The 12,482-nt window shown below is 57.0% G+C and carries 12 protein-coding genes; 4 read left to right on the top strand and 8 right to left on the bottom strand.

Annotation, left to right across the window (positions count from 1 at the left end; translation table 11 throughout):
- Positions 1-625, top strand: a 625-nt coding sequence (locus tag VNX88_18145; protein ID HWY70594.1) for a hypothetical protein, incomplete at its 5' end; no start/stop codon positions are given.
- Between the two features lie 274 nt (positions 626-899).
- Here the strand turns inward: VNX88_18145 and VNX88_18140 are convergent.
- Together VNX88_18140 and VNX88_18135 are read right to left on the bottom strand one after the other, a co-directional pair.
- Positions 900-1,292, bottom strand: a complete 393-nt coding sequence (locus tag VNX88_18140; GenBank protein HWY70593.1) for an MmcQ/YjbR family DNA-binding protein — start codon at positions 1,290-1,292, stop codon at positions 900-902.
- A gap of 6 nt (positions 1,293-1,298) precedes the next feature.
- Complete coding sequence (locus VNX88_18135) at positions 1,299-2,414, bottom strand: hypothetical protein (protein HWY70592.1); 1,116 nt, start codon at positions 2,412-2,414, stop codon at positions 1,299-1,301.
- Positions 2,415-2,892: 478 nt separating this feature from the next.
- Between VNX88_18135 and VNX88_18130 the strand changes: the two genes are divergently transcribed.
- Positions 2,893-3,621, top strand: coding sequence for a PhoU domain-containing protein (locus tag VNX88_18130; protein ID HWY70591.1), 729 nt, complete (start codon positions 2,893-2,895; stop codon positions 3,619-3,621).
- 5 nt (positions 3,622-3,626) lie between these two features.
- Here the strand turns inward: VNX88_18130 and VNX88_18125 are convergent, their stop codons facing one another.
- The 3 genes from VNX88_18125 to VNX88_18115 all read right to left on the bottom strand — a co-directional run bounded on the left by VNX88_18125 (position 3,627) and on the right by VNX88_18115 (position 7,050).
- A complete protein-coding gene (locus VNX88_18125) occupies positions 3,627-4,829 on the bottom strand; it encodes a hypothetical protein (protein ID HWY70590.1) in 1,203 nt (400 codons plus the stop codon).
- Positions 4,830-4,979: 150 nt separating this feature from the next.
- Positions 4,980-5,828: an EamA family transporter gene (locus VNX88_18120; GenBank protein ID HWY70589.1), complete on the bottom strand. Its 849-nt coding sequence runs from the start codon at positions 5,826-5,828 to the stop codon at positions 4,980-4,982.
- 58 nt (positions 5,829-5,886) lie between these two features.
- Positions 5,887-7,050, bottom strand: coding sequence for an alpha/beta fold hydrolase (locus VNX88_18115; protein ID HWY70588.1), 1,164 nt, complete (start codon positions 7,048-7,050; stop codon positions 5,887-5,889).
- A 112-nt stretch (positions 7,051-7,162) separates the two neighbouring features.
- Between VNX88_18115 and VNX88_18110 the strand changes: the two genes are divergently transcribed.
- Positions 7,163-8,407 carry an FAD-dependent oxidoreductase gene (locus tag VNX88_18110; GenBank protein HWY70587.1) on the top strand — a complete coding sequence of 415 codons (1,245 nt, stop codon included), beginning with the start codon at positions 7,163-7,165 and terminating at the stop codon, positions 8,405-8,407.
- Positions 8,408-8,635: 228 nt separating this feature from the next.
- Here VNX88_18110 and VNX88_18105 read toward each other — a convergent pair whose 3' ends face one another.
- On the bottom strand, positions 8,636-9,583 hold the full coding sequence (locus tag VNX88_18105) for a PfkB family carbohydrate kinase (protein ID HWY70586.1): 948 nt from the start codon (positions 9,581-9,583) through the stop codon (positions 8,636-8,638).
- Between the two features lie 141 nt (positions 9,584-9,724).
- Between VNX88_18105 and VNX88_18100 the strand changes: the two genes are divergently transcribed.
- A complete protein-coding gene (locus VNX88_18100; GenBank protein HWY70585.1) occupies positions 9,725-11,197 on the top strand; it encodes a hypothetical protein in 1,473 nt (490 codons plus the stop codon).
- 14 nt (positions 11,198-11,211) lie between these two features.
- Here VNX88_18100 and VNX88_18095 read toward each other — a convergent pair whose 3' ends face one another.
- Both VNX88_18095 and VNX88_18090 read right to left on the bottom strand, forming a co-directional pair.
- Positions 11,212-12,111 carry a DNA-formamidopyrimidine glycosylase family protein gene (locus VNX88_18095; protein HWY70584.1) on the bottom strand — a complete coding sequence of 300 codons (900 nt, stop codon included), beginning with the start codon at positions 12,109-12,111 and terminating at the stop codon, positions 11,212-11,214.
- A gap of 14 nt (positions 12,112-12,125) precedes the next feature.
- Positions 12,126-12,482 (bottom strand): VOC family protein (locus VNX88_18090; protein ID HWY70583.1); only part of this gene is annotated, 357 nt, incomplete at its 5' end.

Here is a 12,482-nt window from a genome sequence, read left to right as displayed (position 1 = left end):
TAGCGTAGCTCCGCAAGTTGTCGGCGGCCCCGATCATCCAGTCTCATGCCCTGCAGGATCGCAAGCACAAGGTGGGATTCCCGGACCGCAGTCGAAAACCGGACTGCGGCAAAGCGAAGTTGTGCGCGCAACGCTCGCGCGCAATCACCGCATGTTTGAACTCATGCAGGACCCGGCGGTCGATCGCGTGGAGGTTGGACGCAGTGAGGACAATCCCGACGAGTCTGCAGTCGTAATTACTCTGCGCAGCCAGGCGCGGCTTCCCATTCCGGCACAAGTTGATGGAGTTCGCACTAAGGTTGTGCAGAGCCCTCAATCAACTTCTTTGCAGGCGCGGCAAGCGCAGATCGCCGCTCCCCTGGCGGACTCGGAGATTACTCGTGCCCGCAGCGCTAAACAGCAACATGCTGAGGAGCTGATGACGAACCCTGCGATTATCGGAGTCGGCGTAGGCGCCAGCAGCGACAGCCCGGGCGAATCCGCCGTCGTCGTCTTCGTGGAGCAGGGCAAGTCTGTAGCTGTGCCTGCGGTGATCGATGGCGTGCGTACTCGCGTAATCGTCACCGACCCATTCCGGACCTTTAAGTGGGGGAAGAGCACAGTCAAAGCGTGCTCGCGGAGATAATCAAAGAAAACAGGACCGACGCGCGCCCTCGTGCGGGTTTCTCCGACAAAGGCGCAGCGCTCGTAGTGACGATCTGAAATCTTGTGGCACAGCCGCCCTCGGCTGTGGCTCTGCCCAAGGCTAAGACTAGCTAGAAGGCGCCCTAGCGCGAAAGAGTCTATCAAGACTCGCAAGAAGAACTGTTGACCCAAAGCATTCTCTAGAAACTCATTTTCGGCGGAGCCACAGCCGAGGGCGGCTGTGCCACAACATCAATAGTTCTGACCGAAGGCTGTTAGCGACGTTTCGTGCTCCGAGTAGTGGCCGCGCGCTTCCGTTTCACAGACGACCTTTTCTTTCCACTCACCTTTGTATTCTTCTCCACACGCAAGTTCCACGCGGTGTGCAACGCTCCGCGCAGCACGTCCTCATTCGCCACAGACAGTCGGATGTGAGTCATTCCCATTCTTCCCCACCCACCCGCAATCGGCACGAACATTTCAGGCAGCTCTTGGACGAACGCCGCCTGTTGTTCCGGCGTGAGCATCAGGTTGCCGTAACCTTGCTTTTGCGATGCAAGCGTCGCGAAGATTCTGCCACCAACACGAAAATCCGCAGCCCCCATGTGCGAGCCCTCTTCCGCACCTTCCAGGCTTAGTGCTATCCGACGAAAGTCTGCTGCGTTCATCTAGGCTTACTGGCCCCCGGCTCCGGCCTGCTTTGGGTCATGCTTTACCTGCTCAGTAATTTTCTGGACAGCACGTGCAAGCTCGGCAGGTGAGTGGATTTTGAAGTTTGTTCCGTCCAGAGCTTTGGTTACATACTCGACCACGTCAGGGAACTCGCGGCCTAGCAGCCACCTTGGCATGTACTCCAGATAAAAGAACTGAGGGCCCTTCCCACCGCGCTTCGTCAGGAACTCCTGTGGAGGCTTATCTAAAAAGCGTGTGTGCGGTCCAAGCAGGATGACCGCATCGGAAGGTTCAGAGTGAGTGATCTCCTGACTGGCGAGATGCGAAAGCAGGCTGGCGTGGCCCTGCGTACGCTCCAAGACCTGAAACGAGACCATTCCCAACTCGAGATTCCGGATGGCAGCAGATAACTCGCCGAATCCAGCCTCGTCAAACCGTTCTTTGCGAAAGATCTCCTTCTGCTGATCCATATTGAACGCGATCAGTCGTACCGACTGGCAATTGATTTGCGACATCACGGATGAGAGCGCGCTCAGCAGAAATGACCGGTCCCAGGCACGCATTTTTTGTGAAGATGGGTTCACGGGAGCCGCGTCGAGCAGGACGGTGAGACGCAGACCAGATCCAGTCGCATCGAAGGTGCCGTTCCAGGGCAGGAAGCTGAGTGGCACCGCCTCATTGTCCGCTACTGCAATCGGCACGTTCTTCTCGGAATGCTTAGCCTCGATGTGGACACGCCAACGCTTCCTGAACATGCGCGTAGCCTCCCGGTTTGAGACCAGAAGTTCGACGTGATAACTCCCCTCGCCTGCGGCAAAACCCCCGCTGAAATCGAGTTCGTCTCTTGATTGGTCGATGCGCGCCTTACCAGAGATCGTGCCTCCCACAGTTGACGGGAGCTGATAAGCATCCCCGAGCACGATCGAATTGCCCCCTTCGGGCGTGACGCGCGCAAACGCAACCACAGTATTTCCCGCGCCGGCAAACTCACGAAGGGGACAGCGAACGATATATCCGGCCTCAAAACGAAAGGCAAAGTCGAGGAAGGGCTGCCACGGCTTGACGTTGCACTTCAGGGTATCGGGAGTCTCGCCTTCCTCGTCTAAAAACTTGTTCACAAGCTCCATATCGGAGTTGTTCGCAGGACTCTGGGCTCGGGCCGTAACAGCCAGAAAAGGGAAGGAGAGCGCGCACAAAAGCAGCGCAAAACCACTCAGTTGCGTCTGATCGAATACAGCCCTTGGGTTCACTGAAGCGGTAGTTTAAACACAAATGATCGCAGCATTCCAGCCCATTCAAGGGTAGAGAAACTAGGGTAGCAAACTGCAGGCTTGTCCAAAAGCCAGAACACGGATGGAACGGATCAAACGGATGAGCAGAATTCAGGACCTCTTGATTTCGCGATTGAAAATCACCCAGTCAACCCGATCACGCAATCACCAGACCTGGCAGTATCCGCCCAATCCGTTTGATCCGTTCCATCCGTGTTCTGGCTTTTGGATCTTTGGCAAACCATGTCTCTATGCAGTGGCATCGGCGGTACGCTGCTCCAGGGTTTTCACGCCGCTGTAATGATTCTGTTGTACAAGAATGGAAATGCCCGCTACGCCAAAGAGGACAGGCACGTCGTCGAGCCGGCCGGCCAAGGCTTCTGTCCGTCCCAGAACGGAGCCCTCAGTTGCGCCCGACCTACGCCGCGATCCCGACCTTCTCCGCCTGGGCTCGCATGCCTGCCTGGTGGCGCGCGATGCGGTAATGAATGTTGCCGAAGGCCTGGCGAATTCATCGTCCCTGGCGTTCGTCACCGTGAAGGAGTGCGAAGCGGAGCTGGACGAGATCGATCGCTACGTTGACGAGCGTATTGCCGGAGAGCTTACTTCCGCCACTCCGAAGCGCGTGAAAGAACTGCTTGCCTGCTTGAAGTTCGTGCTCGATTTGGAACGTATCGGCGACCTTGTGCTCACGATCGTTGGACGCGCTCGCGCGTATGGCAGTCAACTTTCCGTGCAAGACCGCGCCGATCTGCACGACATGTGCCGCACTCTCGAGCGTATGCTGACGCTGGTTCATGAGGCTAACGCCAATCGCGACATCCAACCCGCACTAGCTGCTCACAAGTTGGATGGCGAGATGGACACGTTGCGCACGCGGATCTACTCGCGACAAGTAAGCCGGAAGACGATCGATGTTGCTCTTAGTTTAGAGATCTTTCTGATGGCACAAGCGCTCGAGCGCGCCGGGGACCACGCCAAGAACCTGGCCGAGGAGGTCTGCCATCTTGTGGAAGGCCGCACTATGCGTCACCAGCGGGCATTTCGTAGCTAGATTGCTTACTTCCCTCGGAAGACAAAAGCCAATTCAATAATCAAAATAATTACCACCATCAGTTCGAGCACGAATCCGCGCGACTGCTGAAACTGATCGATCATCACTGAGTAGAGCTCCTCGGCAGTTCTTAACTTGTCCGCAACCAGCGCCTGAAAGTCACTTACACCGATCCTTGCGACGCACATTTTGTAGAGGCGCGCGGTAAACATGTCGCCCACAAACTTGAGCGCCGCCGTCGTACGCTCAGTTAGCTCGGTAACTTCCAGCACGATGGTCCGCAGCCGCGTTGCCGCCGGACGCATTCTCCACCCCGCGAAGACACCCGCCCGGCGTTGGATAAAACGATAGACCTCGCGCAGTTCGCGGGTGAGCAGCTCGTCGTAGTGGCGAAACTGCAGTAACTGCGAGTTCGCATACTCGAGCAGCAACCGTGTCGCCTCACCGCCTTGCTCTGTGTCGAGCACGAATGCAGCGTTCCAACCGACGACTGTAAGATCGTACGGATAGTACGACATGCTCGCCTGCATCACCTCGGCGCGCTCGCTGTCTGACAGCATGCCAGTCTCTCCACGGACAATCTGTGCAATCTCCTGGCCGTGCTTTGCGATCACCTTAGTCGATTCCATTCCGGGATCGGACAGCACGTGAAAGATGGAATAGTCTTCGTCCAACCAGCTCTCATACGGACGGACCAGTGCCGGACGCATCACCGCAACTTTCTCCCGGACAATCCGCCGGGCCAGCTCATCGAAGGTAGTACCGGAAACCCAGCGAGCGGCGAGTTCCTGCAGTCCCTTCCAGTCGCACGCAAAAGGAAAGCGCAACAGCAGGCTTATGACTCCATAATCGTAGTACTGCAGGGTGGCATCAAAACGCTCGCCGCTCTGGATTACAACCGGCTCGATTGCCTCGACCACTGGCGGCCGCTCAAATCGCACGTACTCCGGCGCGGTGTGCTTGAAACTCGGCGTGACCGCCTTGCCCTGGATAAACGGCGGCAGGTCCTTCAGCCGAATCTCTTCACATACGTCGAAGAGCGAAAGAATCGAAATGGATCCGCGCAGTTCCATGCTTTTGAGTTTAAGCCCCGGGTCGACCTTTGCTCCGAGATGCAGCTGCGCCAAGTCGGACTGACTCGCATACTCTTGACGCTCTGTACCGCCCACACTGCCTTTGCTGACGGCGATCTGCACAAGGTGAAGCACACGGCATAGCACCCGGACAGTGCTCAGACCTCTCGAATCCGTTATTGGGAAGCACGCAACCTGGAGGCTGCGCGAACTGCTGGCCTGCCGCAAGGCAGGCCTTTTTTCTTGCCCGATAGTCCCCGTTGACGGGAAAACGCCGGATCGTACCTACGCACTAACCATGCCGACTGCAACCAGCGCAGCAATCATGCCCGCAGTCTGAATTCGCGACCAACGCTCCTTCAAAAATATTCGCGCCAGAATCACCGTGCTTGCGGGATATAGCGACGACAACACCGCGGCCACGTCCAGTCGTCCGCGCTGCGTGGCGGCAACATAGAGCGCATTGGCTCCGGAGTCCAGAATGCCAGCTAACAAAACATAGCGGAAGGTTCCCGGAGCGGGCTTCCACGATTGAGATGGATTCGAGGGTCGGGCTCCGATGAGAATCCCGCACATCAGCAGAAATGACGCAGCGCGCGCTGCAACCAGCGGCCAGAACACTGCCTGCGTTCCCGCGAACTTGATGAATAGCAGGAATCCGCCGAGCCCAAAGCCCGCTGCGACTGCAAGGCCAAGTCCCTCGGTTTCTCCGGCAGATCCACTTTGCGCAATCAGCCAGATGCTTACAATCGCCAAACCAAATCCGAACAACTGCACTCCATGCGGCAGTCCAGCAGAGCTGAAGCTGAACATTATTGGAACCAGCGCGGAAATCACCGCAGAGAGAGGCGCCGTCAATCCCATCTTGCCCACCGCCAGAGCCTTGTAAAGACAAGCGAGCCCAGCACCACCGACTGAACCGGCAGCCAGGCCCCACAATAGAGATGAGCGAGGGGGCAGGGGCTCGCGCACCAGAAGGGCGAGCGCGAGCATCATGAGCAGGCCAATGCCATGCGCGACCACTACCACGCCAAAGACGTTTGATCGCTTGGTAGCAAGGCCGCCGCTGAAATCAGCCGCGCCCCAGGAGGCGGCAGCCGACAAACTGAGAGAGGGAGAGGCTAGATTGGGCACAACTCATATTCGCATCTGAGTGCGCTGAGCGCCCAATCGTCGCATCCTGATGTGAGCTCTACGTATTTCCGGATTTCAATTGCTTGAGCTTTTGCTCAGCACTTTCACGAATCGCCTTACGACGAGCCTCAGGAATGGCAGTGTCAGACTCGAGCACCTTGAGCGCCTTCTCCGCGTTCTGGATCGCCTGATCGGACTGACCGTCGGCAACATATGCATCCGATAGGCTGTCGTACGTGTTCGGAGAATTTGGATACGCCACTGTGTTCAGCTTGAAGATCTCTATTGCGCCCTTCTTGTCGCCCTCCTGCAGATGCTCGTAGCCGATCAGGTTCACGATCCCTTCTGTGAACGGTCTTGCGTTGGGATCACGCTTGCGCGCGTCGGCAAGGATTGCGGAAGCCTTGGCTGCTCCGCCAGGTTCATCGATAGTCACCAGGATGTTTTGCTTGGGAACCGAATGCGCTGCGTTCACCGGAGCGTGTCCGGGAGTCTTCAGGAGTGTGGTGTCGAACCAATTTACGATCAGCGTAGTTAGCTCCGGGTGCGGAGCAAACATCTCAATCCCGTGTCCGCCGTTCGCATAGCGGTAAAACTGATTCCCAGGATTGCGGGAGTAGGCGACGATCCACTGCAGGACCTCAACTGCGCCATTGTCGTCGTCGGCCGCAGCACCAAATATAGGAATCTGCGAGGAATTCTGCAGAAAAATGCGACCCTGCCTGTTAGTGTCTCCGGAGAGCAGCACGAGGGACTTCACTTGCGGATGACGCCTCGCCAACTGAACCGACTGGTTCACGCCGCAACTCGCTCCCGCAGCGCCGATTAATTCCTTCTTCACCTCAGGTTGCGCTGTCAGATACGCATAAGCCTTGTCGACGTCCGCTGGCCAGGTGTCCACGATCATCTTTCGGCTTTCCTCTGCTGACAGCTTGAATGCTGACGTGCCTTCGCTCTCACCGTAGCCGCGCAAATCGAGTGTCAGGACGTTGATTCCCAAATTAGTCAGATTTGGAGCCAGCTCTTCCCACATCTTGCGATCGCGATTGCATTGATGAAACAACATCACACCTGGTCCAGCTTTTCCCGCCGAGTAATACGTAGCCCGCAGTTTAGTTCCGTCTGCTGCCGTGAGTTCGACGGCGCGAGGTGCGGGAGATTCACCTGCCAGCCACGCAACTGCACAAAAAATGAGAGCAAGGAGAAGAGAAATTCGTCTCATCCTGGATTCCTCGATGGGAGTATTGAACCTCAAGGCAGCACAAATTGCCAGAGACTCAACAAGTTCCGCACAAGGCGTATCCTTCGGATCATCCAAATAACGAGATAATTCCATGCAAGAGATAAAGGTGCGTTGCTGCATCGTGGGCGGTGGACCGGCCGGCATGATGGCTGGCTTCCTACTTGCCCGGGCTGGCGTTGAGGTTCTTGTACTGGAGAAGCACGCCGACTTTCTCCGCGACTTTCGCGGAGACACTGTGCATCCCTCGACGCTCGAACTCATGTACGAACTCGGCATTCTGGAAGACTTTCTGCAGCGGCCTCATCAGAAGCTCCCACGGCTTGGTGCACAGATCGGCGGTACGTACGTTTCAGTCGCCGACTTCTCTCATCTCCCTACACATGCAAAGTTCATCGCTTTCATGCCACAGTGGCACTTCCTCAACTTTCTTGCTGAACGCGGAGGCACGTATCCCGAGTTCCAGCTTCGTATGCAGACGGAAGCTGTGGACCTGCTCCAGGAAAATGGTGCGGTCACTGGTGTGCGTGCGAAAACTCCGAGCGGCGAGTTGCTCGTGCACTCCGATCTGGTGATCGGCACTGATGGACGGCACTCGACCGTGCGCGAAAAGGCTGGACTCAAGGTTCTCGACAAAGGCGCACCGATGGACGTTCTATGGCTGCGTCTTTCGCGGCAGGAGAGCGATCCTGGACAGTCGCTGGGGCGTATCGATCGCGGACGAATCATGGTCATGATCAATCGCGACGAGTATTGGCAGTGCGCGTTCGTGATACCCAAAGGCAGCGCTGAGCCGCTTAAAGCGCGCGGGGTCGAAAACTTTCGCGAAGAGATCGCACGGCTTGTTCCCTACTTGCGCAACCGCGTTGCGGAATTAAGAGACTGGAGCGACGTAAGTTTGCTCACCGTGAAAGTTGATCGCCTGGAAAAGTGGCACAAGCCGGGGCTTCTATGCATTGGAGATGCAGCCCATGCTATGTCTCCCATCGGAGGCGTAGGGATCAACCTCGCAGTGCAAGACGCGGTTGCCGCAGCAAACATCCTTGCATCGCCATTAGCATCTGGGCAATCGCTCACGCCATTTCTTCAACTGGTACAAGACAGGCGTGAATTCCCAACTCGGGTCACGCAGCGAGTTCAGATATTTGCGCAGGATCGAATCATCAGCAGAGTTCTCGAGGCAGACAAGCCGCTAGAAGTCCCTTCCATTATGAAACTCATGCAACGCTGGACGGTACTACAACGCATTCCAGCCCGCGCGATCGGTATGGGTGCGCGCCCGGAGCATGTGAGAACGCCAGATGTGCATCAGCAGCAGAAGCGTGCGATGGCGTCGTGATCAAAATGTGGGGGATTCATGCTCGGTCCGTCATGACGAACTGTCATCCTGAGGCCAGACTTTGGCCGAAGGATCTCCCGGAATGCTTAGGCTAGTTTGCTGCGTCCCGGCACTTTGGCCAAGAAGTCGTTGGCCGAAGAGCCAGGACAGAGCGACGAATTCGAAACATTTCCGGGAGATCCTTCGGCCAAAGTCTGGCCTCGGGATGACAGTTCTTTAGGGTAGCCACTACTTAGCCAAATCGAGCACAGGCTCATATCGCACCCCTGTCGCCATCAAATTCTCAATTACCTCGACTGGCTGAATTCCACCTCTGGCGCCTATGCCAATGCAGTTCAAGGCCGCAGCCGCACAAGCAAAATCGAGCCTGCGTGGTAGCGGCCAGTCTTGAAGAAGGCCGTAGATGAATCCAGCATGAAAGGTGTCGCCAGCTCCGGTGGTGTCCACGGCGGCGACCTGATAGGCGCAGGCGTAATGGAAGCGCTTGCCATCCCATGCAAGCACCCCCTCTTGCCCCAGGGTCGCCGCGGTCAAAGCACATCCGTAGCGCCGCTGCATCAGCGGCAACGACTTTTCCAAGTCATCCTCGCCGAGCAGCCGCGCCGGAACGTCCCGGCTGACGATCGCATAGTCGATGTTTTCCAGCAGCGCTTCTACATCAGGATAGGTATCGTCTAAATCGGCGATCACAGGAATGCCCGCCGCTCGAGCCCAGCCAGCCGCTACTGTAGCCGCCGCTGTATCGTAACCGTCTACGTGGAGAGCGCGTGCATTCACGATCCAATCCCGATTGAGCTCTTCAGGACGCAGACCGAGCTGCTGATCCCGACGCCAGAGAACTGTGCGCTCGCCCTGACTGTCCACCAGGATCACAGCCTGTTGGCTTGCACAACCGGGCACCGCGATGATCTGCGTCTCTACACCCGCACGCGCAAATTCTTCGCGATGAATCCGTGCAGCGATGTCATCGCCCAACTTGCCCACATATCGAGCGCGAAGGCCCCAGCGCTGACAGGCTATCACCGCGCTTGCCACCTGCCCTCCAGGCAACACGCTCGAAGAACGAAACTCTACCTTGGAACCAGGAGCAGGATGGTCAGCGAGCGCAATCAACATGTCGGTAGCATTCAGGCCAACGCCGACCAGATCAACCTTCGGTGCCTTTGCAGTAGTCATTGTTTTTGCGAAGACCACTGTAAATGAACCGAAGCATCTGCGCGAGATCGAGCTCTCGTTTCATCTGCCGGGAAAACAGATCGATTGACCTAAACTGATTGCCCGGCTGAGTCAGGCCGAGGAAAAACACCAGGAGCAATCATGACCAACATCACTCGGCGTGAATTCAGCAAACTGGCTGCAGCGGCTGGGGCAGGCGCAGCATTTCCCTTTTGGACGGATGCTCCTGCACGCATGATTGGGATTCAGGTTGGGGCGGTGTCGTTTGTTGACGAAGGTGTAGCAGCAGTTCTTGATCGCTTCCAGCATGATGCCGGCATCAACACACTCTTCATCGCCGCCTTCAGCTACGGACGTGGCATCGCCGGCCGGCAGGTTCCGGGCCAGCCGCTGCCCGACCACGGCAAGCAGGAGTACGACACCGATTTTCGCGGCGGCAACTTCGCCCGGGTGCATCCGCAGTACTACAGGGATACTTCGCTCAGGAACATTCAGGCGACCGACTACGGTAACTTTGATGTGCTCGGCGATGTCATCCCCGAAGCTCGCGCGCGCGGCATGAAGACGATCTGCTGGTACGAGGACGTTTTGCGGCGCGACCTCGAGGGTGTCGAGCGTTTGCAGGAAGTGACGCTTTCGGGACACAAGGCAACCACATTGTGTTTCCACAATCCTGAAGTTCAGGCGTTCTGGCGTGGACTAACCGAAGACTTCGTGCGCAGCTATCCGATCGACGGAATCATGTGGGGTAGCGAGCGCCAGGGGCCATTCGGGAACGCGATCGGCACGAGTCACGGCGGCGCGAACGGTGATCCGGCGGAGGTGACCTGCTTCTGCGACTTTTGCCGCTCCGAGGCGAAGGCTCGCGGCATCAATGTGCAACGCGCAGTTGAGGGTTACAGAAAGCTCGCGGACCTAGTTCGCGCGAGTCGGGCCGGATCGCGTCCTGCCGACGGTCATTTTGTTTCCTACTGGCGGCTGCTGGTACAGTATCCCGAGATTCTGGCATGGGAAAAACTCTGGAACGACGGCCTTCAAACCACTTACGCGAGCATCTACAAACTCGCAAAGGAAACTACGAAGGACAGATCACAGGCAGTCGGAGTCGGCTGGCACATCTGGCACAACAATTCCTTCAGCCCGTTTTATCGCGCAGAGCAGGACTACAGTGAGTTTCGGCATTACTCCGACTTCCTGAAAGTAGTCATGTATAACAACTGCGGCGGTCCGCGGCTCGCTGGATACATTCGCAACGTGAGCCGCACGATGTTCGCCGACTTCTCGCCCGACGAAGTCCTGAACATGACCTACCGCGAACTGAATTATCAGGAATCTGCCCTGCCCGAGTTGCCAAAACGCGGGCTCTCTTCCAATTACGTTTCGCGCGAAACCAAGCGCGCGCTGGCCGGTGTTGGTAGCTCAGTCAAGATTTGGCCGGGTATCGACATCGACATTCCTACCGGAGAAAACGAGAAAAAGACGCGGCCCGAAGATGTGAGCAACGCGGTCCGAGCAGCGCTCAAGGCCGGGGCGGATGGCGTAATCCTCTCCCGCAAGTATTCTGAAATGAAACTGGAAAATCTGCGCGCCGCAGGCGAGGCGGTCAGAGAATGAAGCGGATCAACTCTTCACTTCCGCTTGAGTGCCTCCAACTCGTCCAAAGTTCGCGGCCAGTCCCCTTTGAGTAAGCGAGACAGGCTGCGATCCGCAAGCACCTTTCCACCTGTCTGGCATCGTGCACAGTAGTTTGTCTCGTTGTCGGCGTAACGGATGCGCAATACCTTCTCACCGCAGCGCGGGCACGGCTCGCCATAGCGACCATGAACCGCCATCCCTTCGCGAAATGCAGTGACCTTTTCGGGAAAGCCATTTTTGGCCTCGGCTTGCAGAATGCTCATCCAGTGCTCGAGAGTGCTCTTGGTTGCAACGAAGAGACGCTCCCACTGCTCCGGCTTGAGATTGTGAGTCAATGCAATCGGTGACAGTTGGGCCGCATACAGGATCTCATCGGAGTATGCATTGCCAATGCCACTCAGCACCCGCGGATCAGTCAAAGCTCGCTTCAGCGTCCGGTTTTCTGCGGTGAGCGCGGCACGGAATGACGTGAGATCGCTAGAGAAAACGTCGATTCCTCCCGGATCTATCGAACGTAGGCTTTCCTCACCAAGCAGGAGATGCAACGATGCGCGACGCTTTGCGCCTGCTTCAGTCAGCACCAGTGACCCATTCGGGAAGTCGAATGCAGCCAGATTCTGACGCCCGCCCAGCTTTGCTTCCGCTGGCCGCCAATGCAACCGACCGGCGATCATCAGGTGCAGAACCAACCAGAGATCGCCTTCCACACCGATTGCAATGCGTTTCCCTATTCGCCGCAGCTCACGCACCACACGACCCTCTACAGTCGAAATCGATGGCTGTACGGTTCGAAGAAGAAAAGGGCTAGTGAGTCGCACTCGCTTGAGAGTCTGACCAACGACCAGCGGTTCAAGTGCGTTGATGTATGTAACGACGTCCGGCAGTTCGGGCATAAACGGCGGTGCCCCTAGAACCTGTCGTCATTTACTTCGATCCAATACCCATCCGGATCCTGGAAGTACACCTGATGCACTCCATCGGGCCGGACGGAAGTCCCTTTGCTCTCATCCCGAATGCTCTTCCTATACTTGATCGACATCTGATCGAGGTGAGACACAAAATCGTTGAACGACGCAACTCGGAAGGCGAGATGAACATTTACATCGTGCGTCATTGGTTCCGTGGCGCCCGAAACGACGTGGAGCTGATCGTGAGCACCGATCCGGAACCAGACGTGCCTGCCGTCTTTAAAAGGCTCGGATATCCTCTCCAGGCCAAGCACCTTTTCGTAGAACTCCGCACCCTTCTGCAGATCACGCACGTA

This window comes from Terriglobales bacterium, assembly GCA_035567895.1.
Taxonomy (GTDB): Bacteria; Acidobacteriota; Terriglobia; order Terriglobales; family Acidobacteriaceae; genus Gp1-AA112.
This window is presented reverse-complemented; position numbering and strand designations above follow the sequence as displayed.